This is a genomic window from Tessaracoccus luoxuelianae (assembly GCF_055326245.1).
Genome location: NZ_JBUZNO010000002.1, coordinates 207,900 through 233,447, shown reverse-complemented (window position 1 = coordinate 233,447; position 25,548 = coordinate 207,900). Strand labels below are relative to the sequence as shown.

General features: G+C 68.9%; 19 protein-coding genes. 15 read left to right on the top strand and 4 right to left on the bottom strand.

Translation table 11 applies throughout. The features are described from left to right. Positions 1–47: 47 nt before the first annotated feature. The 3 genes from ACZK39_RS03750 to ACZK39_RS03740 all read left to right on the top strand — a co-directional run bounded on the left by ACZK39_RS03750 (position 48) and on the right by ACZK39_RS03740 (position 2,487). Positions 48–1,382, top strand: coding sequence for a zinc-dependent metalloprotease (locus tag ACZK39_RS03750; RefSeq protein WP_182784202.1), 1,335 nt, complete (start codon positions 48–50; stop codon positions 1,380–1,382). 205 nt (positions 1,383–1,587) lie between these two features. Then, on the top strand, positions 1,588–1,749 hold the full coding sequence (locus ACZK39_RS03745) for a DUF5679 domain-containing protein (protein ID WP_182784204.1): 162 nt from the start codon (positions 1,588–1,590) through the stop codon (positions 1,747–1,749). 225 nt (positions 1,750–1,974) lie between these two features. Next, on the top strand, positions 1,975–2,487 hold the full coding sequence (locus ACZK39_RS03740; RefSeq protein ID WP_463612560.1) for a hypothetical protein: 513 nt from the start codon (positions 1,975–1,977) through the stop codon (positions 2,485–2,487). Here ACZK39_RS03740 and ACZK39_RS03735 read toward each other — a convergent pair. Then, a complete protein-coding gene (locus tag ACZK39_RS03735) occupies positions 2,478–4,502 on the bottom strand; it encodes an ATP-dependent DNA helicase UvrD2 (protein WP_182799806.1) in 2,025 nt (674 codons plus the stop codon). The two genes, ACZK39_RS03740 and ACZK39_RS03735, sit on opposite strands and share 10 nt — an antisense overlap. 101 nt (positions 4,503–4,603) lie before the next feature. On the opposite strand from ACZK39_RS03735, the gene ACZK39_RS03730 reads away from it, so the two are divergent. The 3 genes from ACZK39_RS03730 to recD are packed head-to-tail and all read left to right on the top strand — an operon-like array spanning position 4,604 to position 12,517. Then, positions 4,604–7,642 carry an exodeoxyribonuclease V subunit gamma gene (locus ACZK39_RS03730; protein WP_463612559.1) on the top strand — a complete coding sequence of 1,013 codons (3,039 nt, stop codon included), beginning with the start codon at positions 4,604–4,606 and terminating at the stop codon, positions 7,640–7,642. Beyond that, a complete protein-coding gene (locus tag ACZK39_RS03725; RefSeq protein ID WP_463612558.1) occupies positions 7,639–10,800 on the top strand; it encodes a UvrD-helicase domain-containing protein in 3,162 nt (1,053 codons plus the stop codon). Before ACZK39_RS03730 ends, ACZK39_RS03725 begins: the two co-directional genes overlap by 4 nt. Then, positions 10,793–12,517, top strand: a complete 1,725-nt coding sequence (gene recD, locus ACZK39_RS03720; protein ID WP_463612557.1) for an exodeoxyribonuclease V subunit alpha — start codon at positions 10,793–10,795, stop codon at positions 12,515–12,517. Before ACZK39_RS03725 ends, recD begins: the two co-directional genes overlap by 8 nt. A 14-nt stretch (positions 12,518–12,531) precedes the next feature. On the opposite strand, the gene ACZK39_RS03715 is transcribed toward recD, so the two are convergent. Beyond that, entirely contained in the window at positions 12,532–13,737 is a 1,206-nt protein-coding gene (locus ACZK39_RS03715; RefSeq protein ID WP_459054551.1) for an amino acid aminotransferase, read from the bottom strand. A 149-nt stretch (positions 13,738–13,886) separates the two neighbouring features. Between ACZK39_RS03715 and ACZK39_RS03710 the strand changes: the two genes are divergently transcribed. Together ACZK39_RS03710 and ACZK39_RS03705 are read left to right on the top strand one after the other, a co-directional pair. Continuing rightward, complete coding sequence (locus ACZK39_RS03710) at positions 13,887–15,029, top strand: carboxylate-amine ligase (RefSeq protein WP_182784218.1); 1,143 nt, start codon at positions 13,887–13,889, stop codon at positions 15,027–15,029. Then, positions 15,026–15,760 (top strand): glutamine amidotransferase, encoded by a 735-nt coding sequence (locus tag ACZK39_RS03705; RefSeq protein ID WP_182799801.1) that lies wholly within the window; start codon positions 15,026–15,028, stop codon positions 15,758–15,760. Before ACZK39_RS03710 ends, ACZK39_RS03705 begins: the two co-directional genes overlap by 4 nt. Here ACZK39_RS03705 and ACZK39_RS03700 read toward each other — a convergent pair. Beyond that, positions 15,748–17,148, bottom strand: coding sequence for an RNA polymerase sigma factor (locus tag ACZK39_RS03700; RefSeq protein ID WP_459054552.1), 1,401 nt, complete (start codon positions 17,146–17,148; stop codon positions 15,748–15,750). The two genes, ACZK39_RS03705 and ACZK39_RS03700, sit on opposite strands and share 13 nt — an antisense overlap. 184 nt (positions 17,149–17,332) lie before the next feature. Between ACZK39_RS03700 and ACZK39_RS03695 the strand changes: the two genes are divergently transcribed. Next, positions 17,333–18,265, top strand: a complete 933-nt coding sequence (locus tag ACZK39_RS03695) for a sigma-70 family RNA polymerase sigma factor (protein ID WP_182784224.1) — start codon at positions 17,333–17,335, stop codon at positions 18,263–18,265. A gap of 77 nt (positions 18,266–18,342) precedes the next feature. Here the strand turns inward: ACZK39_RS03695 and ACZK39_RS03690 are convergent, their stop codons facing one another. After that, entirely contained in the window at positions 18,343–19,191 is an 849-nt protein-coding gene (locus tag ACZK39_RS03690) for an acyl-CoA thioesterase (RefSeq protein WP_463612556.1), read from the bottom strand. Between the two features lie 68 nt (positions 19,192–19,259). Here ACZK39_RS03690 and ACZK39_RS03685 point away from each other — a divergent pair, with 68 nt between their 5' ends. The 6 genes from ACZK39_RS03685 to ACZK39_RS03660 all read left to right on the top strand — a co-directional run bounded on the left by ACZK39_RS03685 (position 19,260) and on the right by ACZK39_RS03660 (position 25,541). Next, complete coding sequence (locus ACZK39_RS03685; protein WP_459056581.1) at positions 19,260–20,060, top strand: DeoR/GlpR family DNA-binding transcription regulator; 801 nt, start codon at positions 19,260–19,262, stop codon at positions 20,058–20,060. Between the two features lie 126 nt (positions 20,061–20,186). Continuing rightward, positions 20,187–20,651 (top strand): ribose-5-phosphate isomerase, encoded by a 465-nt coding sequence (locus ACZK39_RS03680; RefSeq protein WP_459054555.1) that lies wholly within the window; start codon positions 20,187–20,189, stop codon positions 20,649–20,651. Positions 20,652–20,694: 43 nt separating this feature from the next. Further along, a complete protein-coding gene (locus ACZK39_RS03675) occupies positions 20,695–21,696 on the top strand; it encodes a DUF7973 family transport facilitator (RefSeq protein ID WP_459054556.1) in 1,002 nt (333 codons plus the stop codon). Between the two features lie 19 nt (positions 21,697–21,715). Further along, positions 21,716–22,585 carry an HAD-IIA family hydrolase gene (locus ACZK39_RS03670; protein WP_459054557.1) on the top strand — a complete coding sequence of 290 codons (870 nt, stop codon included), beginning with the start codon at positions 21,716–21,718 and terminating at the stop codon, positions 22,583–22,585. A gap of 32 nt (positions 22,586–22,617) precedes the next feature. Next, positions 22,618–24,177, top strand: coding sequence for an FGGY-family carbohydrate kinase (locus ACZK39_RS03665; RefSeq protein ID WP_463612555.1), 1,560 nt, complete (start codon positions 22,618–22,620; stop codon positions 24,175–24,177). Between the two features lie 11 nt (positions 24,178–24,188). Continuing rightward, positions 24,189–25,541, top strand: a complete 1,353-nt coding sequence (locus ACZK39_RS03660; RefSeq protein WP_459054559.1) for a sn-glycerol-1-phosphate dehydrogenase — start codon at positions 24,189–24,191, stop codon at positions 25,539–25,541. The last annotated feature ends 7 nt before the right edge of the window (positions 25,542–25,548 follow it).

Sequence of the window (25,548 nt, the reverse complement as noted above, 5' to 3'; positions counted from 1 at the left end):
GCGGCGCTTGCACGATGGGGAAGAATGGGCATCAAGGAGGTCTCCTGATGTCAAACCCTGACCCGTTCGGAGCGTTCGACTTCGAGCAACTACGCAAAATGCTGGAGTCGATGGGATTCGCCGACGCAGACCAGCTGAACCTTGAGGAGTTGCTCGCCCACGTCCAGCGGATGCAGCAGTCGGGATCCGGAATGTTCGGGATGACCAACGCCGATCTGGACCCGGACGCCGCGTGGCGCACCACGTTGACCGCGGCCAAGCAACTCGCGTCGGCCGCCGGCGCTGATCCGCTGCTCAAGCCGGAAGAGAAGGCCGCCATCGTCGATGCCGAGCGGCTCGCCCAGGCGTGGCTCACCCCGCAGACAGCCTTCCCCGAGACCGGTCGGCCTGCGCGTGCCATCACCCGCGGAGCATGGCTCGACGAGACGGGGGACGGGTGGCGAGCGGTGATCGAACCGATCATCGACGGCCTGGCGGAGGCACTCAAGCGCGGCACCGTCGACGACTCGGGCGGTGAGCTGGAACCGATGGGCAAGTTCCTTGCGCCGATGATGAAGCAGTCGGCGTCGCTGATCTACCGGGACCGGCTCAAGCGTGAACTGTCCAAGGTGGCCGGTGACATCCTCACCGGGACCGAGATCGGATTCAACCTGCTGGGCTCGGCTGACGTGGTGATGATTCCCGCCAACGTGGCGCACTTCACCGAGGATCTGGCCGCCGGCGACCGCGATGTGACCCTGTTCCTCCTCCTGCGCGAGGCGGCCAGGCAGCGGCTCTTCCATCACGTCGCCTGGCTCTCTCCCCAGCTCAGCGCACTGCTCGGCCACTTCGCCCGCGAGATCACCATCGACTTCGACGCCATCGCGAGCCAGTTTCAGCCCGAGAACCTGCAGAACCTGTCCATCGAGCAGGTGGTGGCGGTCGGCGAGACGGTGCGGGGCTCGTTCTTCCAGCCTGCGAGCACCCCCACCCAGGTGGAGATCCTGCAGCGCCTTGAGGTCCTGCTTGCCCTGGTGGAAGGGTGGGTGGACCACGTGGTCGGTCGGGCCACGGCCCCATGGATGCCCAACTCCCCTCAGTTGGAGGAGGTCATCCACCGCCGCCGCGCCTCCGCCACTCCGGTCACCAGCGTCTTCGCGGAGCTGCTCGGCCTCGACCTGCGGCCCCGGCTCGTGCGAGACGCGAAGAACCTGTGGGCCGCCGTCGAGCACCACCGCGGGATTGACGGCCGCGACGAGGTCTGGGGCCACCCGGACCTGCTTCCCAGTCGGGCGCACCTGGCGGATCCCCTCTCGTTCGCCGCCGGAGTCTCGCCCGCGGAGCCAGTTGAGGACGCCCTTGACGCTGAGCTGCGCAAGCTCCTCGGAGGCTCAGGGGCCTGAGTGTCTCGCCCAACCTTGACGTGGCGGATCCGGTGACGCTTAACTTGCAGGGAGAGTCCCGGTAGCTCGTTACGCAGGGGAAGGCGGATCGAGCTGCCGGGCTCCACCACGTCCGGACGGTGTGTCTCATTGTGAGCGCTCCGGGCGGCGCCTAGAGTGAACGGGGTTGCTGACCGCAGCAACCACCCAAAACAAGGAGGAAAAAATGACGGCGGAGATCTGGGAAGGCTCTTTCTACTGCGTCAAGTGCAAGGAAAAGCGCGACGCCAAGGGCGAGGTTGTGGTCAACGCCAAGGGCACCAAGATGGCTAAGGGCAAGTGCCCCGAGTGCGGCACCAACCTCAACCGCATCCTCGGTAAGGCCTGAGCAAGGCCGGATCGAGCCCGATGCGGGCACTCAATGGGGCGGCAGCCGTCGGCACCGCCCCATTGTGCTGCCCTCACACCTCCGGGCCCAGGCCCTCCCGAGGTGTTGTCCCGAACGGCCGCGGTGTTGTCCGGAACCGGCCCGGTGTTGTCCGACTCAGACGATGTGTTGTCCGTCGCCCCGCGGTGCCTGCTGCTGAGAAGCCTCGACGGCGAGGCTTGGCCCATGCACACCCAGCAGATCGCCGTCGTGGGGATCCCCACCGCCACCCGTCCACTGGAGGCCGCCCTGCGTCGGGCGCAGCTCCGGAGTATCCCCGTCGAGCCTGCGGCCGCTCTCCGCTCCCCCGGATTGATCTCCGGCTGCGCGCTCACGGTCTTCTGCTCCCCGCCCGGAACGCAGCCCACCCTTGAGGCGGAGGTCTACGCCGCGGAGGTCGGCGCGCTGCATGTCGCCTGGGATGCCTCTGGCGCGCTCGTCGGGCCGTTCGTCGCCCCCGGCCACGGCCCATGCCCGAGCTGCCTGGCCCAGGGCGGCTCACCGGCGGGCGGTGGAACCCACCGGGCGCTGGTGAGCTGGGCCAGCTCCCTGGCCGCGCTCCAGGTCCGTGACGTACTCCGCGGCAGCACGGACCTGGTGGGGGTCGGCTGGGTCTGGCGGCTCGAGCACCCGGGGCTGAGCCTCACCGCGTGGACCAGGAAGGCGGGGTGCCCGACGGTGGGCTGCGCTCAGCCCTGATGGCTGCGCACCACCTGCAGCGCGCCGCCCCCGTAGCGCTCAACCTTCACCCGCCCGATGCCGGGAAGACGCAGCAGATCCGCCTCCGTGGCGGGGGCGGCCTCGGCGATGGCTTGCAGTGTGGCGTCGGTGAACACCACGAAAGCCGGCACGGACGCTTCGTCCGCGGCCGCTTTGCGCCAGGCCCGCAGCGCCTCGAACAGACCCTCGTCGTAGCTGACCTCACAGTCCGGGTGCCGGCTCAGCTTCCGTTCCGCGGCGGTATGGAGGTGGAGGCCGCAGACCCGACAGGTCCGGGAGCGGGCCGAGGTGGCCTTCTCCTTGGGCTTCCGGGCGACGGTGGAGGGTCCCGAGACCTGATCGGCGATGAATCGCGATCGGGTGGCGCTTCCCTTCCCGGCGGCCCAGCTGACCCGCAGCTCGCGCTTCGCCCGCGTGAAGCCGACGTAGAGCAACCTTCGTTCCTCGGAGAGGCTCGGCTCCTCCTGGCTCAACACGAACGGGATCATGCCCTCGCGCACGCCGACGATGGCCACACCGTCCCACTCGAGTCCCTTGGCGGCGTGCAGGGTGGCCAACGTCACCGCCTCGGCCACCGGGCCGGCCTGCCAGGCGGAGCGCTCGCGCAGCCACTCCGCAGCCTCCGAGGCGGGCCAAGTGCCCCTGGCGGCGGCCTCGTCGACGACCATGCCCCTCAGGGCGGACAGCGACTCCCAGCGCTCGCGCTGCCGGCCCTGGCCGGCCGGCGCCTCGGGACGCCACCCCAGCGAGCCGAGCACGGCCTCCAGCACGTCGGGAGCCGCGGCCTCACCCCCACGCTCGACGGCCCTGCCGAACTCCAGCAGCGCCTGGCGCACCTCCGCCCGGTCGTAGAACTTCTCCGTGCCGCGCACCGAGTAGGGAATGGCCCTCTCACTCAGGGCGGCCTCGAGCGCCGGGGACTGCGCGTTGATCCGGTAGAGCACGGCGAGCTCGGACCAGGAGGTGCCGGCCGCGTGCCGCTGCTTGAGCCAGTCCGCCACTGCCGCTGCCTCAGACGCCTCGTCCGGGTGTCCGCTGAAGGTGGGCTTCGGTCCGGAGGCGCGCGTCGGGGTCAGCGCGCCCGGGCCGCCGGGCCGCACGCGCAGCACCTTGTTGGCGGAGGAGATGACCTCAGGCGTGGAGCGGTAGTTACGGAACAGCCGGAGCGTCTCGGCGCCCTCGATGCCCGCCGCGAACCCGAGGAGGTACGAGGCATCCGCGCCGGCGAAGGAGTGGATGGCCTGGTTGGGATCCCCCACCACACACACGTCCTGCCTGCCGTCGACCCAGAGCGTGATGAGGCGGTGTTGCAGGGCGGAGACGTCCTGGTACTCGTCGACGACGAAGTGGCGGTAGGTCTGGCGGATGGTGGCGCCGATCTCCTCGTGCTCGGTCAGCAGGACCGCGTTGCACATGAGGATGTCGTTGAAGTCGACGCTGCCCTCCGCAACCTTCTGCTTCTCGTAGAGAGCCATGACGGCGGACACCTGGGCGGCGGAGGCGCCCGCCACCGAGCGCCTCTGCGCCACGTCCGGGTACCGGGACGCCGAGACGTTGCTGGTCTTGGCCCAGGAGATTTCGCTGTCCAGGTCCCTGACCAGTGGCGTGTCCGACTTGCCGAGCACCTGATGGGCGGCGCGTGCCACGAGACCGAACGTGTTCTCCGCCACGCGGGGGAACTCCACCCCGTACGCCTGGGGCCAGAAGAACTGGCATTGGCGCAGCGCCGCCGAGTGGATGGTGCGGGCCTGGGCCCCGCGGACCCCCAGCGAGGCGAGCCTGGCTCGCATCTCGCCCGCGGCGCGCGTGGTGAAGGTCACCGCCAGGGTGGCGGAGGGCTGGTAGCGGCCCTGGCTGACGGCGTGCGCGATCCGGTGCGTGATGGCGCGGGTCTTCCCGGTGCCCGCGCCTGCGAGCACCACCACAGGAGCGTCGAGGAGGGTGGCCACGCGGCGCTGCTCCGGGTCCAGGGCTTCGAGGATATGGTCGCGCATCCCCCCATTCTGGCGGGCGCCGCCGACAAACCGCACTTCATCGATGGCGTCGAGGCACCGATCCGGTCTTGTCGGTGGGGCCAGCTAAGGTGACTGGCGAGGTGGATGAGGGGGAGTTCGGGATGGCGGTGACGGCGGTGCTGGGCGCTCGGTGGGGTGCGCTGATGGACCATCTCGTCGAGACGCTGCACGGTCTGGCGCTCGGCCCGTTCGACGCTGCGCGCGTCCTCGTGGCCACCCATGAGACGGGCCGCCTCGTCGGCCAGGAGGTGGCGGCCCGAGTGGGCATCTCCGCGGGCATCGACTACCTGACGCCAGCGGATCTCACCCGGCAGCTGGCCGACGCCGCGGGGGTTCACCGCGAACGCGGGAGGTGGCTCGGCACGCCGCTTGACCTGGCGGTCCAGAAGGCCCTCGACGAAGTGGCTGACGGGTATCCGCTGCTGCGTGGGGCCCTCGAGGCAGACGCCCGGCGCCCCGGCCGGCGGCGCGCCACCGCCATCCGCCTCGCACGGCTGCTGCGCAGCTACGTCGAGCTGGCGCCGGAGCTCGTCGCCTCGTGGCTCGACGGCGGTGCCACGGGTCCGGGCGGAGCCGAACTGCCTGAGGTGGCCGCATGGCAGCCTGAGCTGATGCGGGCGGCTGTGGCCCGGCTGGAGCTGGATCCCCTCGCGGTGCTGGCGGCAGTCGGGGACGCGGCGGGTCGCGACACCACGCCCACGATGCTGGTGGGCATCGACCACGTGAGCGCCTCCGAGCTGCGCGTCATCGAATCGCTGGCCTCGCGGCGGGAGGTGCGGCTCATCCAGAAGGCCGGTACCCCCGGGGCTCACTGGGCCGCCTCGCTTGCCACCCGCACGCTGCAACTCCCCGGTGACGAAGCCCCTGCGCCTCTGGTTGCGCTCCACGATTCCCACGGCGAGGCCCGTCAGGTGGAAGTGCTGCGCGACGAGCTCACCCGGTTGTTCGCCGCGGATCCCACGCTGGAGCCTCGGGACGTGGTGGTGGTGTGTCCACAGCCGGAGCGTTTCGCCCCGCTGCTGGATGCCGCCTTCGCGCCCGGAGTGCGGGGCGCGTCCCATCCCGGACGGTCACTCCGCGTCCACTCCGTCGGCCTCACCCCACCCAATCCCCTGGTCCTGCTCCTGGTGGACCTCATGCGGTTGGGGGGCTCGCGCGCCACCGCCAACGGGCTGGTCGAGCTGCTGCTCCGCCCGCCCATCGCCCACCGCTGGCGGCTGACAGACCGGGCCACGATGGTCGAGCTGATCGGCGGCGCCGGCGTCCGGTGGGGTATGGACGCGGCGCACCGCGCGCAGTTCGGGCTCGGCGACGTCAGCCAGAACACGTGGATCCGCGGCCTGGACCGCCTGCTCGTCGGGCTCGCCGTGGCGCCCGGAGAGGACGCCGGCGTGGGTCTCAGCGGCACGGAGGTGGTCACCGCCTCAGACATGGACACGGTGGGGTCCCTCTGCGAGATCGTGTCGCGCCTCCGTCTCCTCGTCGCAGGCACCACAGCTCCGGCCACCATCCCCGGCTGGGTGGCGCGTTGCCGGGCCGCTTTGGACTCGTTGGTGGGCCTCCCGCGCACCGAGGAGTGGCAGCTGACCGCCGCCGCGCGGGCGCTGACGAGGCTGGAAACCAACCACGCGGCGGATGACACCACCTTGACGCGCCACGAGTTCTCGCTCCTGCTGGCGGACGACGCGGCCGGCTACCGGCGGCGTCCGGCGGCCGGGAACGGGTCACTGGCGGTGGTTCCGCTCGGGGAGTTGCCACACGTCGAGTTCAGGGTGGTGGCGCTGCTCGGCGTCACCGACGACGCCGTCCCCGGCCGGGCGGGCGCCCCGGCGGACTGCCTGGACCTCGCGGAGGACATGCCTGATCCGCGGGCACAGCGACGCGAGCAGCTGCTCAGCCACGCCCGGTCCGCCGAACGCCTCCTCATCGTTCGCCAGGCCCGGTCGGAGCGCACGAACGGCCCGTCCGCCCTGCCGGTGGCCGTCGACTGGCTGCTGGAGCGGGTGGGAACCACCCCGGAGCCGCGGCAGCACCCGCCCACCGCCACCTCGGCCGGCAACTTCGTCACCGAGCCCAGCTTCGACTCAGCCGCCTACGCCGGGGCGTTGGCCCGGCGCCGCCGCCAGCCGCTGCCCCGGCGCCATGAGCGACGGCGAGCTGAGGCCCGCAGCCGGCCCGTCGGCGCCATCCCGGCCCAGGTGAGCCTGACCCAGCTCGCCCGTTTCCTCGCCGACCCGGCGCGCGCCTTCCTCCAGTCGGCGGCGGGGATCAACTTCCGGCAGCCGCCGGAGCTGACCGACGACATCCCGTTGGAGACGCGCGGCCTGGACCGGTGGGGCATCGTCAACAACCTCCTTGACGCCTGGAAGTCCGGCCTCAGCGGGGAGTCCGTGGAAGTGGAGCTCAGGCAGCGGGAGCTACACCCGCCGCTGGAGGTCGGTCGCCTCGCGTTCCAAGCCGCCCGGACCGATGCCGCCGCGCTGTGGGCCTGCGCGCAGCAGGACTGGGACGCCGAGCTCACCGAACACGCCATCTCCCTGCCGGTGGAGGCCCCCGGTCTGGGCACGCTGCGTCTGGTCGACGAGGTCCGCACCCGCGGCGGGACCGCGGTCACCGTCAGCGCGAGCACCGGCGAGGAACAGGTCATCCGGCCCTGGCTGGAGTCGCTCGCCCTCGCCGCAGCCGGACACACCGCCCCCGCGCGGCTGCACCGCTTGGAGCGAGACTTCGGGCAGCTGAAGCCGCGGTCGCAGGACTTCGCGCCGACGGATCCGGAGGAGGCCCTCGCCCATCTCGGGGTGATCACCGGTGCCTACGTCCTCGGTCAGCAGCGGCTCCTGGCGGTGCCGGCCGCCGCCGCGCTCGCCTACGCCCGGGACGTCCACCAGGGCGCGTTCAACAAGGCTGAATGGGCCGGGCCGTTCCGCAGCTACCACAAGAAGTGGAGTTGGCCGGGGCCGTCCTGGACCCTCTTCTTCGACTCAGACGTGTCCGAGCTGTTCAAGGACCCGCCGCTGCCCCAGGATCCCCCGCTGCCCCAGGATCCCGGCACGCACCCCTCGGCCTTCGCCTCATGGGCGCTCGCCCTCTACACCCCTCTCGTGAGGACACAGTCATGAGCGGATCACCCTTCGCCCTCACCGGGCCGCTCCCCCGGCGCACCACCTTGCTGGAGGCCAGCGCCGGGACCGGCAAGACCTACGCCATCGCCGCTCTCGCGGCGCGCTACCTCGCTGAGGACGGACTCGACGCGGGGCAGCTGCTCCTCATCACGTTCGGCCGGCACGCCACCGGCGAGCTGCGCTCCCGCGTGTTCGAACGCCTCACCGGCACCGTGCGGGCCCTCGATGAGGTCCTCGCGGGCGGCCGGCTCCCAGACCCGACGGACGCCGTCGCAGCGCACCTGGCCTCCTGGGATGTCGCGCTGCACCGCTCCCGTCTCGCGGATGCAGTCGCGCGGTTCAACGAACTGACCATCCTCACCACCCACTCCTTCTGTCAGGCGATGCTGCACGAGCTCGGCATACTCGGGGACTGGGACCCGGCCGAAGATGTGGGCGCAGACCCGATGGACCTCGTGCGACAGTGCGCGGCAGACACCTACCTGCGGCTGCATCGCACAGATCCGCAGCCCCCGCTGCCCCCCCAGGCTGCGCTGCGGATCGGTGAGGCAGCCTGCACCACCACTCTGGACCTGCTCCCCCCCGAGGGCCCCCACCACCACTTCGCCCAGGCCGTCCGCGGGCTGTACGAGGAGCGCAAGACCGCCGAGGGCGTGTGCACCTACAACGACGTCATCACCCGTCTTCTGCGGCTGACCCGCGCGGAGGGCAGCGGGCAGGCCGTCGTCGCGGAGTTGAGGCGCAGGTTCAGCGTGGTGCTGATCGACGAGTTCCAGGACACGGATCCAGAGCAGTGGGCCATCGTCGAGCAGGCGTTCGTCAGCGATGGCCGCGCCACCATCCTCATCGGGGACCCCAAACAGTCCATCTACGCCTTCCGCGGTGCCGACCTGCAGAGCTATCTCGATGCCAAGGAGGCGGCGGACGTGCACAGCCTGGCGGTCAACCGCCGCAGCGACAAGGCGCTCGTCGACGGCGTCCTTGAGCTGTTCGAGGGGGTCAGCCTGGGTCATGAGTCGGTCGCCGTCGGCCCCGTGAGCGCGCATGAGGCCCAACCCCGGCTCCAGGTGCCCGGACCGCACCGCCTTTGGCTACGCACCGCCACCCCTCGGCAGCTCGGGACGCACTCCTCCGGGGCAGCCATCGACCAGGATCTGGTCGTCACGGTGCAGAACCTGATCTCCCGAGCGGAGTTCACGAGCCGGGCGGAGCCCCGGGTCAGGTACTCCGACATAGCCATCCTCGTGCGCCGCGGGGCACGCGCCCGCGAACTTCGCGCCGTGCTGGAGAATGCCGGGATCCCGGCCGTGTTGACCGGGAGCCAGTCAGTCTGGACCCAGCCCGCGGCCCGCGACTGGGCAGCACTCCTCACCGCTATGTCGGATCCGGCCCAGGCCACGATCCGGCTGGCTGCCCTGACCGCGCTCATCGGCTCGCACCTGGGTGCGCTGCTGGACCCGGCTTCCTCAGAGCCGGCCCGCGTCTCCACCCTGGTGCGCACGCTCGGCCTACGGTTCGCCGAGGGTGGCATCTCGTCGGTGCTGGGCCACCTGCGCACAGCGGAGGGTCTCGACGGGCGTCTCCTGGCCGAGCCGGACGGCGAACGCGAGTTGACTGACCTGCTCCACGTGGCCGAACTACTCGATGCGGAGGGCGCGACGTCGCTCAGTGGCCTCCTGGCGGTATTGGACGAGCGGGCCGCCGATGAGGACTCGGGGGACGCGATTCGGGTGGCCTCAGATGAGGAAGCCGTGCGTGTGATGACCATCCACGCCGCGAAGGGCCTCGAGTTCCCCATCGTTCTCCTGCCGGAGACCGACGGGGTGAAGGCGAGCCGGTCCAAGCCGTTCACGCTCGTGCACGAGGGCCGCCGTCATCTCTACGTCGGCCCGGTGCCCCGCTTCGACGACCCCCTGGCGCGGACCCTGGACGACCAGAGCCTGACGGAGGAGCTACGACTCCTCTACGTCGGCTTCACCAGGGCGCAGCACTTCTGCGTCGCCTGGCATGTCGAGACCTCCGGGAAACAGCGGGGCGGGCCCCTGGGCACTCTGCTGCGGGCCTGGGAACGACGGCGCCGCGGGGCAGTGACGGGCACCGCGGTGTCCCGCACCGACATGGATCTACTGCCGGAGACGCCCCGGTCATCCCCGCCGGCACCGCGCTCTGCGCCTCCCTTGGAGCTTGCGGTGCTCGAGCGCGACATCGACACCACCTGGCGGCGCACGTCCTACTCGGGGCTGACCCAGGGGCTCCACGAGCAGGCGGCGGCGCACGTCCTGATGGATGAGGCTGCTGTGGTCGATGTCGCGCTGCCCACCCCCGCGGGGCAGACGCTCGCCGCCCCCTCGCCCATGAACGGGCTCCCAGCTGGTGCCGCGTTCGGCACTCTGACGCACGAGGCCCTGGAACGCCTGGACTGGGGGCCGGAGTCCCTGGAGTCCTCTGCCGCCGCCGTCGTGGCGGAGCTCGGCCCGCAGCACGCCCTGGACCCGGGGCTGCAGAACACGCTCAGCGCCGCTTTGGTGGCGGTGTGCCGCACCCCGCTCCTGCCGCTGAGCGCCGCAGCGCTGGCAAACATCCCCACCGATCAACGGCTCCCCGAGCTGGACTTCGATCTTCCGCTGGCAGACCGGGGCGCGCCCGCCACGCTGCGCATGCTCGCGGACCTCATGGCGGTCCATCTTCCGAACGCGGACCCCCTGGCGGAGTATCCGCAGCGCCTGCGCTCATCAGACGCCGCGGACTCCGTGCTCAACGGGTTCCTCACCGGCTCCATCGACGCCGTCCTCCAGCTCGCCGACGGCCGTTTCCTGGTGGTGGACTACAAGACCAACAGACTCGCCCCCGCCGGCGAGGCCGAGGTGACGGTGGGCCACTACGTGGCCCCGGCGATGGCGGAGGCGATGATGCAGGCCCACTACCCGCTGCAGGCCATCCTCTACTGCGTGGCGTTGCACCGCTACCTGTCCACCCGCCTTCCGGGCTACACCCCTGAGCGACACCTGGGCGGCGTCGGCTACCTGTTCGTACGTGGCATGGCCGGCCCGACCACCCCTGTGGTGGACGGCACGGCCTGCGGCGTGATGGCGTGGCGACCGTCGGCGGACCTGGTGGTGGCCGCCTCGGAGCTGCTGGGAGGCACTCATGCATGAGGTTCCCGTCGCGGCCACCGGCCTGCTCGCCAGCTTCTGCGCCGCCGGCATGCTCAAACCCATCGACTTCCATCTGGCGCGCCGGCTCGCGACGCTGGCCGGCGAGACCGACCCCGAGGTGCAGCTGGCCTTCGCGATGGCCGCGCGCGAGCTGCGGCTGGGGTCGGTGTGCGTGGATCTGTCCACGGCATCGCTCGCCCTGCTCCCCGAGGCAGACCTCGACGGTCAGGCCACCCCTGGGGATCTCCCCGTGCTGGCCTGGCCCGAACCGGGCGGGTGGGTCACCCGCGTGGCGGCCTCCCCCGCCGTCGGGGTCCCGGAAGCCGAGACGCGCCCGTTCCGGCTGGACGGCTCCCTCCTCTACCTGGACCGGTACTGGAAGCAGGAGCGTCGATTGTCGCGGGCGCTGAGGCTGCGGAGCTCGATGGAGGCCCCCGCGGTCCCCTGTGCCGCAGTTGCGGCGGCGGCCGGCGAAACCCCCGATGAGTACCAGGAGGCGGCCGTCGCGGCCGCCCTCTCCCACGGCACCACTGTGATCACCGGCGGGCCCGGCACCGGCAAGACCAGCATCGTGGCCAGGATCCTGGACTCGCTCGCCCCCTCAGATCCGCGGGTGGCCCTGGCAGCCCCCACCGGCAAGGCTGCGGCCAGGCTGCAGTCGGCCGTCGCGGAGCGGCTCACGGGCAGCCTGCGCCTCTGGGGCGGCACACTGCACAAACTCCTCGGGGCGCGGCCCCGCTCCATGCATCTCGAGTACGGGCCGGCCAGCCCACTGCCGTTCGACGTGGTGGTGGTCGACGAGACCTCGATGGTGTCGCTGGAGCTGATGGGGCACCTGGTGGCGGCACTGGCCCCCGAGACGCGCCTGATCCTGCTGGGGGATCCGCACCAGCTGCGCTCGGTTGAGGCCGGGGCTGTCCTGGCAGACATCGAACAGGCCGGCACGCTGGTGACAGAGCCCGGCGGCCACATCGCCCGCCTGCGCACGAATTTCCGCTCCAACCAGGAGATCAACCGCCTCGCGGAGGCCATTCTCGCCGGCGACCCCGCGGCTGCCCGTCAGGTGATCCAGGAGTCCCACAGCATCGAGCTGATCGGCTTCGACGGCACGGCGGACCCCGTCTCCCTGCCCACCGTGCGCGAGGACGTGCTGGCCACCGCCTCCGGTGTGGTGGCCGCGGCCGTCCGAGGCGAGGCGGTGGGCGCACTCACGGCGCTCGGCACCCACCGGGTCCTGTGTGGACATCGCGAGGGCCCGTTCGGCGTGGGGCACTGGGCGCGCTCCGCCCGGGCGTGGCTCGCCACCCAGCTGCCGGACTACGGCTTCGACGGCAGGCCCTACGGGGGGCAACCGTTGCTCATCCAGCGCAACACGGACCTCTACCACAACGGCGACACGGCGGTGGTGCTCCAGGGAGCCGACGGCGACCTCGTGGCCGTGGTGGACCGGCCGGACGGGCCGCTGTGGGTGGCACCGGCCCTGCTGGACGACGCGGCAGACCTGCACGCGATGACCATCCACAAGTCTCAGGGCAGCCAGTTCGGTACGGTGTCGGTGGTGATCCCGCCGTCGGGCTCCGCCCTGCTGACCCGCGAGCTGCTCTACACGGCGGTCACCAGGGCGCGGGGACGGGTCCGCCTCTACGGCAGTTGGGAACGCCTCGAGGAGGCGATCGCCACCCCGGTGCGGCGGGCCAGCGGGCTGGCCCGACACTGACCCGCCTGGACCGATCAGCGCCCGGAAGTGCGCACCGCCGCGATGGCGTCGGCAACGTAGGCGAGGTTGCCGTCGTTGAGCGCGGCCACGCACATGCGCCCGGCGTCGGTGCCGTAGATCCCGTACTCGGAGCGCAGGGCAACCATCTGGGGCTTGGTCAGGCCCGAGTAGCTGAACATGCCGAGCTGTGCCGCGATGAACCCCATGTCGTTGACGCCGCGCGCCTCGAGCGCGCCCACCAGTCCGCGCCGCAGTTGCTTGATGCGGTCCCGCATCCCGGCCAGCTCGTGTTCCCATCCGCGCCGCAGCTCCGGGTCCTCCAGCACGGTGGTGACCAACGCGGCGCCGTGGGTGGCCGGGTTGGAGTAGTTGGTGCGGATGCAGATCTTCAGCTGCGACAGGACCCGGCGGGCCGTGTCCGGCGAGGACGTGATCACCGACAGCGATCCGATCCGCTCTCCGTACAGGCTGAACGACTTCGAGAAGGACGTGGCGAGGAAGAACTCCAACCCCGAGGCCACGAACTTGGCGACGACGGCGCCGTCCTCCTCGATGCCGAAGCCGAAGCCCTGGTACGCCATGTCCAGGAAGGGCATCAGGTTTCGCTCGCGCAGCACCTCGATGACCTGGTCCCACTGCTCCGCTGAGAGGTCGTATCCGGTGGGGTTGTGGCAGCACGCGTGGAGCAACACGACGGTGCCGGGGTCCGCCAGGCGCAGATCGTTCAGCATGCCGTCGAAGTCGATGCCGTGCAGGGCCTCCTCGTAGTAGCGGTAGGAGTCCACCCTGAACCCGGCGCGCGTGAAGAGGGCGCGATGGTTCTCCCAGCTGGGGTTGGAGATCAGGACGGTGGCCGACGGCTCGATCTGCTTGAGGAGATCCGCGCCCACCTTCAACGCGCCCGTCCCGCCCAGGGTCTGCGCGGTGGCGATGCGCCCCTCAGCCACGGCCTCAGCCCCTGGGCCGAACACCAGCGACCTGACGGCCTCGCGGTACGCGGGCATCCCGTCGATCCCCAGGTACCCCTTCGGCTTGGACTCTGCCGCGATCCGCTGCTCGGCTGTGCGCACGCACTCCAGTAGCGGAATCTTGCCCGTCTCGTCGAGGTAGACACCCACCCCGAGGTTGACCTTCTCCGGGCGCTGATCGGCGACGAAGGCCTCGGTGAGTCCGAGAATGGGGTCAGCGGGGGCAAGTTCGACACGATCGAACAGCTTCATGGTGGGCACCTCTTTCCTCGGTGGCCAGCCTAATGCAACTGGCCTGCTGTCCAGATCCCCGCACACCGCCCGCCGCGAGGGGGCCCGAGGTGTCAGACTTGGGGCTCTGACTGTCGCTGCAACCAGCGCCTGCAGCGAGGAGGGGCTCAATGAGGATCAAGTTCGGGCAGTCCAAGCAGTCGACGATCGGCATCGAATGGGAGCTCGCCGTCGTCGACGCGCACACGATGGAGCAGGTGCCGGCCGCTGATGTGGTGCTGTCCAAGGTCGAGGACGCGGTCGACGGGCCGATCCGCTCCGAGTACCTCACGAGCATGATCGAGCTGGTCTCGGGAGTGCACGAGACCGTGCCCTCAGCGGTGCGTGAGATGCGCCAGCACCTGGACTTCGCGCTGGAGCTGCTGGAGCCGAAGGGGCTGACGCTCCTGGGCGCGGGTGCGCATCCGTTCGGCGATCCCACTCGACAGCTGCCGGGAGACAAGGCCCAGTACCGGCGGGTGACCGAGCGCAACGCGTGGTGGGGCCGGCAGATGGCCATCAACGGGCTCCACATCCACACCGGCATCGACCAGCGGGCCAAGGCGCTGCCCATCGTCTACGGCATGGCACGGTTCGCGCCCTACTTCATCGCGCTGTCCGCCTCGTCGCCGTTCTGGATCGGCGAGGACACCAGGTTCGCGTCCCAGCGCACGATGGTCTTCCAGCAGCTGCCCACCAACGGCCTTCCTTACCACATGAGCGACTGGGAGGAGTTGGAGCGGTACGCCTCGCAGCTCGAGGGTGTGGGCCTCATCCAGAACCCCTCTGAAATCAGGTGGGACGTGCGGCCCTCCACCTGGGGCACTGTCGAGAACCGCACGATGGACTCGGTGCCCACCCTGATGGAGCTCGGCGCGCTGACCGCCTTCAACCAGTGCCTGGTGGAGCGCATGTCCCGGGCCATAGCCTCGGGCGAGCCCATCGACCGCCTGCCGTTCTGGTTCATGCGCGAGAACAAGTGGCGCGCGGCCCGGTACGGCCTTGCGGCAGACATCATCACGCCCCGCAAGGATGAATACCTCATCCACATCAGCGACGGCATCCTGCGCTGGGTGGAGGAGCTGACCCCGATCGCGGACCAGCTGGGTTGCGCCGAGAACCTCGCCCACGTGGCTGACCTGGTCCGTCTCGGCCCGAGCTACCTGCGCCAGCGCCGGGTCGCCGCGGCCAACGGCGGCGACCCTGTGGCCGTGACCCGGGCGGTCATAGAGGAGCTACGCGCCGGCGCTCCCTCATTCAAGGAGCCCACATGAAGCCCTTCCTGCTGCTCAGCACCCGCCCGGAGGACGACGCCGCCCTGGGCGAGTGGGAGGCCATCGCTCGCCTCGCCGGCCTCCGGGATGACCAACTGCTCCAGATCCGCGTGGAGGAAGCCCCGATGGCGCCGCCGCGGCTGGACGAGTTCTCGGGGGTGTTCCTCGGCGGTGGACCCTACAACGCCAGCGACACCGACAAGTCACCGCTGCAGCAGCGCGTCGAAGCAGACCTCAGCCGCGTCATTGCCGAGGTGGTGGAGCGGGACTTCCCGTTCCTCGGCCTCTGCTACGGCGTCGGGGCGATCACCGCGCAGCTGGGCGGCGTGGTGGACCGCAGCGTCGGCGAGGACGTGGGCGTGGTCACCGCGACACTCACCGCCCACGGCCGCGAGGATCCCCTCTTCGAGGGCGTCCCCCACTCCTTTCATGCGTTCACCGCGCACAAGGAGGGTTGCCGGGTCCCGGCTGCGGGATCCACCGTGCTCGCCACCGGCGCGGCGTGCCCGATCCAGGCGTTCCGGATCGGGCGGCGGGTCTATGCCACCCAGTTCCATCCGGAGCTGGATTCGGCCGGCCTTGCCGCCCGGATCCGCATCTACCGCGACGCGGGGTACTTCGACCCGGCCGACACCGAGCAGTTGGTGGCGTTCGCCGAGTCCTCGACGATCACCCACGCCGTGCACGGCATGCTGCGCAACTTCGTGGAGCTGGCGGCTCAGTCCAGGTAGTCCCGGAGGACCTGCGAGCGCGACGGGTGGCGCAGTTTCGACATGGTCTTGGATTCGATCTGGCGGATGCGCTCGCGCGTGACGCCGTAGACCTTGCCGATCTCGTCGAGGGTCTTCGGCTGACCGTCGGTCAGCCCGAAGCGCATCGAGACCACGCCGGCCTCCCGCTCGCTGAGCGTGTCCAGCACGTCGTTGAGCTGCTCCTGGAGCAGCGTGAAGTTGACCGCGTCTGCGGGCACCACGGCCTCGGAGTCCTCGATGAGGTCGCCGAACTCCGAGTCCCCGTCCTCGCCCAGGGGCGTGTGCAGCGAGATGGGTTCGCGGCCGTACTTCTGCACCTCGACGACCTTCTCGGGCGTCATGTCCAGCTCGACGGCGAGCTCTTCGGGGGTGGGTTCGCGGCCGAGGTCCTGCAGCATCTGCCGCTGCACGCGCGCCAGCTTGTTGATGACCTCAACCATGTGCACCGGGATGCGGATGGTGCGGGCCTGGTCCGCCATGGCGCGGGTGATGGCCTGCTTGATCCACCAGGTGGCGTAGGTGGAGAACTTGTAGCCCTTGGTGTAATCGAACTTCTCGACCGCACGGATGAGGCCGAGGTTGCCCTCCTGGATGAGATCCAGGAACAGCATCCCGCGGCCGGTGTAGCGCTTGGCGAGGGAGACGACGAGGCGGAGGTTGGCCTCGAGGAGGTGATTCTTGGCGCGGCGCCCGTCTTCGGCGATCCATTCCAGATCCTCGACGTCTCCGGGGCTGACCTTCGTCTCGGCGGAGTGCAGACGCTCGTCGGCGAAGAGGCCGGCCTCGATGCGCTTGGCGAGCTCCACCTCCTCGACGGCGTTGAGGAGCGCCACCTTGCCGATCTGCTTGAGGTAGTCCTTGACGGGGTCAGCCGTGGCGCCCGCGGACACGACCTGCTGTTCGGGCTCGTCGGCGTCGTCGGAATCAGAGAGCGCGAAGCCCTCCTCCTCGACGAGTTCCTTGACGAGCGGCGCCTCGCTGGCTTCGTTGAACGACGAGTCGTCCACCTCGTCGAGGGAACGCTTCTTGCCGCCGACCGTGAGAACCACGTCCTCCCCCTCGCGCTTGAACTGGACCTCGACCTCACCAGTGGAGGCCTGGGCGATGGTGGGCTCCTCGGCCTTCGCGGTTCTCCCGCGGCGAGTAGCGGTCTTGGGTGCGGCCTGGCCCGCGGTGGCCGGCTTGGCAGCGGCCCGTGTGCGACGAGGGGTGGCCGGAACTGCGGACGTCGCGCTTTCGGCGGGCCTGCGTGTGCGGGTAGGCTTGCCGGTTCCTTCAGCGTCCTGGGTCACATTGGTCCTCTCGCGGGCCACTAGGGATTTCAGCGCGTGCGTCGCCCCGCTTTGGTCAAGGGTGACGCGCTCCATTCTTGCACGCGAAAACCGGCCACTCAAACGGATCGACCAGGGAAACCCCCGTCCCTGGTCAGGGTCCGGGCCCCCGCGGGTCAGACCCAGGTCGCAGTTCTTCGTTCGACTACCCGGCGCGGGAACCCTCGGGGCCTCTCGCGCGTTGTTCCGGGTGACGACTGTGCGAAAGGTAACCAGAGATATGATCACGACTGCGCGTACACGAACCAACGACGGCATCGACGGCAAGGATGCGGTGGGCCTCTACCTCGACGCCATCGCCAAGACTCCCCTGCTCAACGCCCTCGAGGAAGTAGACCTGGCCCGCGAGATCGAGGCGGGGCTCTATGCCCAGCAGATCCTCGACGGGGTTGCCACCTCCGAGGTGCAGGCCACCGATGACGAGCTGCAGGAGCTTGCCGTGCTCGGCGAGCGCGCCATGCAGCGCTTCATCCAGGCCAACCTGCGGCTCGTGGTCTCCGTCGCCCGCAAGTACGGGCGCTCCCAGATGCCCATGCTGGACCTTGTCCAGGAGGGAAACACCGGCCTGATCCGTGCTGTGGAGAAGTTCGACTACGCCAAGGGCTTCAAGTTCTCCACCTACGCCACATGGTGGGTGCGTCAGGCCATCTCGCGGGGCATCGCCCAGCAGGGCCGGATCGTGCGGCTTCCCGTGCATGTGGCCGAGCAGGTCAACCAGGTCTCCGCCGTGCGCCGCAACCTCGAACGCCAGTTGGGCCGCGAGCCGGAGCTGGCTGAGATCGCCGATGAGCTGGGCCTCGAGGAGTCCAAGATCGTGGACCTGATCCGCTACTCGCGGGATCACGTCTCCCTCGACGCCCCCGTCGAGGCCGACGGCGACACGGCTCTGGGAGACCTGATCGCCCGCGAGACCTCGCCCGGTCCGGACGAGATGGTGCTGGACGCCGAGGACCGTGCCCGGCTCGAGGGCATGCTCTCCAGCCTCGACGAACGGTCCCAGGATGTGGTGCGCCGCCGCTACGGCCTCCTCGACGGCCGCCAAGCCAAGCTCGCCGACATCGGTGTGCATTGGGGCATCACCGCCGAGCGGGTCCGACAGATCGAGCGGCAGGCGCTGGCCACCCTGCGCGCCGGCCAGGGACTCGCTGCCTGACCCTGCGCTAGCTGGTTCCTCCAGACGCCGTGGCCCGTACCCCCTCCCCCGGGGTGCGGGCCACGGTTCGTCCGGGCTCAGGACAGGACCCGGATGAGCCCCTCCTGGGCGCACGACGCCACCGCCTGCCCGTCCTGAAACAACCGCCCCATCGCGAAGCCGCGCGCGTGGGACGCAGACGGCGAGGTCATGTCGTAGAGCAGCCACTCGTCGACGCGCACCGGGCGGTGGAACCACATGGCGTGGTCGATCGAAGCGGCCTGCATCGACGGGGACAGGAACTCCACCGCATGGGGAACGGTCGAGACGCTGAGCAGAGTGATGTCGGAGAGGTAGGCCAGCACCGCCGCGTGCAGCAGCGGATCCTCCGGCATCGGCTCCTTCGTCCGGATCCACGCCTTCATATTGCCGCCGCCCTCAACCAGGTCCGGCCTGGCCGCGAGCCGCACGTCGAGGGCGTCCCACTCCGAGACCAGCCGCACGCTGGCACCGAAGCGACGCTCCAGCACCTCGTGCAGCGAGGGACAGGACTCCGGCACGCCGACGTCGCCGGGCGGGGACGCCGAATGGCTGAGGCCCTCCTCGGGCTTCTGGAACGAGGCGGTCATCTGGAAGATCACCGAATCCCCCTGACGGGTCACCACGCGCCGGTTGCTGAAGGTGCTGCCGTCGCGCATCACCTCCACCTCGAAGTCCAGGGGCTGGTCGATGGCCCCTGGGCGTAGGAAGTAGGCGTTCAGGGAGTGCACGAGCCGGTCCGGCGGCACGGTGTGGGCGGCGGCCACCAGCGTCTGCCCCAGCACCTGCCCGCCGAAGAGCCGTTGCAGCAACGTGGTGGGGTGCGGCCCGCGGAACCGGTTCTCGCCGGTGGTCTGCAGGTCGAACAACGCGATGAGTTCGGCAACGTCCTTAGGCACGGTCACCATCGTGCCACCCGGAGTAGGGTGCAACTGCCCAATACACACGAGGCGTGCCTACGCAGGAGTGCCCCACCATGGTCGATGACAGCAGAGCAAAGCAGCCGGGCTCCGCGCCACAACGTGCCCGTCACCTCGTGATCGCCGAGCTTGTGATCAAGCACGGATCGGTCACGATTGACGACATCGTCAAACACACCGGGGTCAGCACGATGACCGCCTATCGCGACGTTCGGGCCCTCGAGGAGGCCGGGTTGTTGCAGCTGCATCGAGGCCAGGTCTCGGCGGCCGCCAGCGGGCTGCAGGAGGCCAGCGCCGTGTTCAGGCTCGACCAGGAGCCGGAGAGCAAGGCGAAGATTGCCCGACGCGTCGCGGAGCTCATCCCCACTGGCAGTTCGGTGGCACTCGATGACTCAACCAGCGGGGTCTATGTGATCCGGGAGTTGGCCAGGTCCGCCCCGATGACGGTGATCACCAACTCGCTGTTGGTGGCCCGCGAGGCCGCTCAGACCCAGGACCTGCACCTCTTCGTCACAGGCGGCACATACGAGGGCTGGGCGGACGCACTCCTGGGCCCAACAGCGATCTCCACCCTTGCGGGTCTCGACGTCGACTTCTGCGTGCTGTCCGCCTCCGGGATATCCGACGGCCGATGCTTCCATCCCTACGAGTCAGTCGTCCAGGTGAAGAAGGCGATGATGCGGTCGGCCCGGACGAAAGTGTTGGCGCTCGACCACACCAAGCTGCAGCGAAAGGCGCTGCACACGTTCGCGCGCCTGGACGAGTTCGACCACGTGATCGTGGACCCCGGAATCGAGCCCACCGACCTTCAACGGCTTACGGAGTGGGGGGCTCAGGTCACGATCGCGAGCCCATAGGCGGGCTGAACCCACACTTCACACCACTTGTGAAAATTTTACCACGCGGGGTGGTATTTCTATCATCTTTGGTGATACTCTTCTCAAAGACGCGGCAGAGCAGCTGCGGGATTGAGGAGCTGGATTATGGGACTGCGAGTGGTGCTGGCCGCCGACCAGGCGGGCGTCTCCTACAAGGACGCCATCAAAGACATGTTGCACAACGACCCGCGCGTCGATGAGGTCATCGACGTAGGCGTGAATGCCGATACCGACCCGACGGCGTACCCCCATCTCGGCGTGGCCGGGGCGAGGAAGATCGCCAATGGTGAAGCCGACCGGGGCATCTTCGTCTGCGGGACCGGCATGGGTGTCGCCATGGCTGCCAACAAGGTTCCCGGGGTGCGCGCCAGTACTGCGCACGATTCATTCTCTGTGGAGCGTCTAGTGCTCTCCAACAACGGGCAGGTCCTCTGCCTGGGGCAACGCGTCATCGGCGAGCAGCTGGCGCTGCGGCTGGCGAACGAATTCCTCGGCTACCAGTTCGACCCCACATCGGCCTCTGCCGACAAGGTCGACGCCCTGTGCTCCTACGAGCCGCCCGCCCCCTGACCCTCGTCCACCACGTCACTTCAGGTCTTCTAGGAGAACAACGATGTTCACTGCAACTCTGGGGGTCTTCCTCCTCGGACTGGTGGTCGCCCTCGCCGGAGGTTTCGCCGGCGCGGCCATCGGGGCCAACTACGCGTTCGCCGTTACTGGTATCTGCGTCTTCGTCGCATGGGGCCTGTTCGCCGCCACGGGTTCTGGCGCAGGCTTTGACTTCCTCGCCTTCGGGCCATTCATGGGTCCGCACATCGCATTTGCCGGTGGCGTCGCCGCAGCGGCCTTCGCGCACAAGCGCGGATACGCCAACGGCCGGGACGTCTCCGAACCGCTTGCCCGCCTGGGTCGACCCAGCGTGCTCCTGGTGGGGGCGGCCTTCGGCCTTCTGGGCTACCTCACCCAGATCGGCATCTCCAAGCTGCCATGGTTCGGCACCCACACGGACTCGGTCGCATTGACCGTCGTCGTGTCGGCCGTCACGGCTCGTCTCATCTTCGGCGGCGGCAGCCTGGTGAACCCCGAAGGCATGAACCGGACCGCGTCCGGCCTGTGGGGAAGGATCGCCTCCAACGACGAGCACTTCTGGCTGAAATGGCAGCAGCGTCCCTCGCAGTACCTGACGATCGGAGCCTTCTTCGGCATCCTGGGCGGGGGCTCGTCCATCGCCCTGGCCACGTTCTTCCCCGGCGCAGAGGCATGGGCCCACACCTTCGCCTTCGGATTCTCGGCAGTGGTGATCCTGTTTCTGATCCTGGGACACGAGATGCCGGTACAGCACCACATCACCATCATCGGTGGCCTCGCCGCAGTGAGGTTCATGCCCATCCTCGCCGGTGCCGGATTCGAGTGGGGTGAGTGGGGCGAGAGCCTCAGCTGGATTGCCGTGGCCGCACTGCTTGTCGCAGCGCTGTTCGGCATGCTGTCGGCGTTTCTCGCCGAGTTCCAATCCAATCTCGTGCACGTCCGTGGCACGACCCACATTGACCCTCCCGCCATGGCGATCTGGGTCTCCACGACGATCGTGCTGACGCTCGCCAGCATCTTCAGCTGAGCGGAACGGGGAAAGAGTCATGGCCGAAGTGCCAACAGGTGTCACCACTCCGACGACATTGAAGGGTGCCTACATCTTCGATCTCGACGGGACCATCTATCTCGGCGATCACCTGCTGCCAGGTGCCGCACGGATGATCCGTGAGCTACGTCGACGAAGCATCCCGGTTCGTTTCCTCTCGAACAATCCGACGAAGGACCCGACGCAATACCAGCGCAAGCTTGCCCGGCTCGGGCTCCAGACACCCCTCGAGGATATCGCCAACACGGTGATCACCACGGTCCGCTGGTTGACCGAGAACCATCCCTTCGCCGTTCTCTTCTGTATCGGTGAGGAGCCGCTGAGGGCAGCGCTGTTGGAGGCGGGATTTCGGCTGAGTGAAGACCCAGCCGAGATCGACATCGTGATCGCCTCCTACGATCGATCGTTCGACTACCGCAAGCTCCAGATCGCGTTCGACGCCATCTGGTACCACAAACGCGCCTTCCTCATCCAGACAAACCCCGATCGGTACTGTCCGTTTCCCGAGGGACGCGGGGAGCCCGATTGCGCCGCGATCACGGCGGCCATCGAGGCCTGCACCGGGGTGACATGCGCCGTCAGCCTCGGCAAGCCGTCGCCCATCATGCTGCACGAGGCGATGGCCGGGCTGCGAGTCGACCTGTCCGACGCCGTGATGGTGGGCGACCGACTCGGCACCGACATCCAGATGGCCCTTGATGCCGGCATGCCCTCAGCCCTTGTACTGACGGGAGAGGCCACGGCCGACGATGTCGCGGCACTCCCCTTGACGACACGACCCACCTACGTCCTGGACCGCATCGACCGACTCATTCCAGCCCAACTCTGGGATGAGCTCGGGTGGACCGAGGACAACGACCACAACTGACCCTGAACACTCAACGAGGAAGGTTCTTGACCATGAGCACTGACGGCCCCTACCTGATGGGTATCGACTTCGGCACCGAAAGCTGCCGGGTCGCCATCTTCGACCTGGCGGGGCGGCCCGTGACGTTCGCCGCGACCGCCTACCGAACCCACCATCCCCGCCCGGGATGGGCTGAGCAGCACCCCGATGTCTGGTGGGAGGCCCTTCAGGCATCCTCCCGAAAGGCGCTCGCCAACTCCGGGATCCCGGCCGCATCCATCGCGGGCATCTCCTGTGACGCCACCACCATGACCGTGGTGGCGATGGACGCCCGCGGAGATGCGCTGCGGCCCGCGATCATGTGGATGGACGTCCGCGCTACTGAGCAGGCAGCCCGCGCAGAGTTGTCCGACTCCGTGGCCCGTCTATACAACGGGGCGGGCACAGCCCCGGCCACCGCAGAGTGGTACCCGTTCAAGGCAGCCTGGATCAAGGAGAACGAGCCGGAGATCTACCGGGCGGCCCACCGCTTGGTAGACGCACCCGATTGGGTCACGCACAAGTTGACAGGCGAGTGGAGCGTCAACATCAACTCCGCAGCCCTGCGCATGTACCACAACCGCGCTCACAACGGATGGCCTGAGGACTTCTACGACACCATCGGATGCGGGGATGTCTTCGACAAGATTCCGGATCGCGTGCTTGACCTCGGCACTCCGGTCGGAGGCCTCACCCCCGCAGCCGCCTCGGCGCTCGGCCTCGTGCCCGGGATCCCCGTCGCGCAAGGTCCGGCGGACGCCTGGGCCGGCCAGATCGGCTTGGGCGTGGTGACGCCGGGCAAGATGGCGCTGATCACCGGATCGTCCCATGTGCTGACCGGCCAGACAGACACCGAGATCCACGGGGCCGGCTTCTTCGGCGCCTACACCGATGGGGTCATCAAGGGCCAATACACGGTCGAAGGAGGTCAGGTCTCCACCGGCTCTGTGTTGAAGTGGTTCAAGGACAACTTCGCAAAGGACGTGGTCGCCGCCGCGGAGACCAGCGGTCTCAACGCCTACGACATCCTCAACCGCAAGTCCCGCGACATCCCTATTGGCTCTGACGGGCTCATCATCAATGAGTACTTCCAGGGCAACCGCACCCCGTACACGGACTCGAAGGCACGCGGCATCGTGTGGGGACTCTCCCTGCACCACACACCGGCCCACTTCTACCACGCCATCCAGGAGTCGGTGTGTTACGGCACGGCGCACAACCTTCGGGCCATGAAGAGCCAGGGATTCGAGGTGTCGGAGATCGTCGCGTGCGGCGGGGCCACGAACTCGCGGGAGTGGATGCAGATGCACGCGGACGTGACCGGCGTGCCGGTCACCCTCACGGAGGTCGGCGACGCTGTGGTCCTTGGCACGTGCATGCTGGCCGCCGTCGGCGCTGGGATCTACCGCGACATCCAGGACGCGTCCGATCACATGGTGCACGAGGTCGAACGGTTGGAGCCGGACCTTGAGCGTCACGAGGAGTACCAGTTCTACGTCGACCGGTATTGCGAGTCGTACCCCCAACTGGCCGACCTCACCCACCAGGTCGTCGACCACGAAGCTTCGAAGTAGAGGAGAAACACATGTCCGATCTGATCCAGGCTGCCCTCGCTGACGCTGACGACACCAAGCGTGTCGTTCTGGGCGCGAACGCAATCGACCGCGTGGCGGAGGTCTTCACCGACCTCTTCCCTGGACGTGCGGCCGTCATCATCGCAGACGAGCGGACAATGTCTGTGGCCGGCGAAGCCGTCGCTCGCGTGCTCGCCAAATCCGGGATCGACTGCCGTGAACCCCACGTGTTCCCCGGTGAGCCCGAGCTCTATGCCCAGTATGAGAACATCGCCGCCCTGCGTGGCCGTCTTGCCGAGGTCGATGCGGTTCCGATCGCGGTGGGTGCAGGAACCCTCAACGACATCGTGAAGCGGGCCACTTTCGAGCTCCAGCGTGGCTACATCATCGTCGGCACCGCGGCGTCGATGGACGGGTACACGGCCTTCGGCGCGTCGATCGCCGTCGACGGGTTCAAGCAGACCCTGGCCTGCCCCGCGCCCCAAGCGTGCATCGCCGATCTGGACGTCATGGCGGCGGCGCCCCGCGTCATGACGGCCTCTGGCTACGGCGACCTGCTGGGAAAGGTGACCTCGGGAGCAGACTGGATTCTGGCCGACGCCCTCGAGGTTGAGCAGATTGATCCCGCTGTCTGGGAGAAGGTCCAGGGCAGCCTCCGAACAGCCGTCGCCCAACCGGCGGCGCTGGCCATGGGTGAACCGGACGCCGTTGGCCGCCTGGCTGAGGGGCTGATCATGTCCGGGCTTGCGATGCAGGCGCACCAGTCCTCACGGCCGGCCTCCGGCGCCGAACACCAGTTCAGCCATCTGTGGGAGATGGAGGGGCACGGCGTCGACCAGGTGCCGCGGCTGTCGCACGGCTTCAAGGTCGGCCTGGGAACCGTGGCGATCGCGGCCCTCTACGAGGAGCTGCTCAGATTCGACATGTCACAGTTCGATGTGGACTCGGCGGTGGCGGCGTGGCGTTCGCACGGTGACCTCGAAGAGTACGTGCGGACCTTGAACCCGAACCCGAAACTGGTCGACGAAACGGTGGAACAGACGCTCTCCAAGTGGATCTCACCGGTCGAGTTGAGGGCCCGGCTGATCAAGCTGGTCGAGAGCTGGGACCGGATCGTGCCACGGCTGCGCGAGCAACTTCTGCCAGCTGACGAGTTGCAGCGTCGGCTCAGGGCAGCCGGAGCGCCGGCTCATCCTGCAGACATCGGCCTGGACTGGGATCGCTTTCGCCAGACGTACCTTCGCGCCCAGACCATTCGGAAGCGCTACACGGTCCTGGATGTGGTCTTCGAGGCCGGTCTTCTCGACGCAATAGTGGAAGGCCTGTTCTCAAGTGAGGGATTCTGGGGCCGCCAGGAGTCGTGAGTGCCAC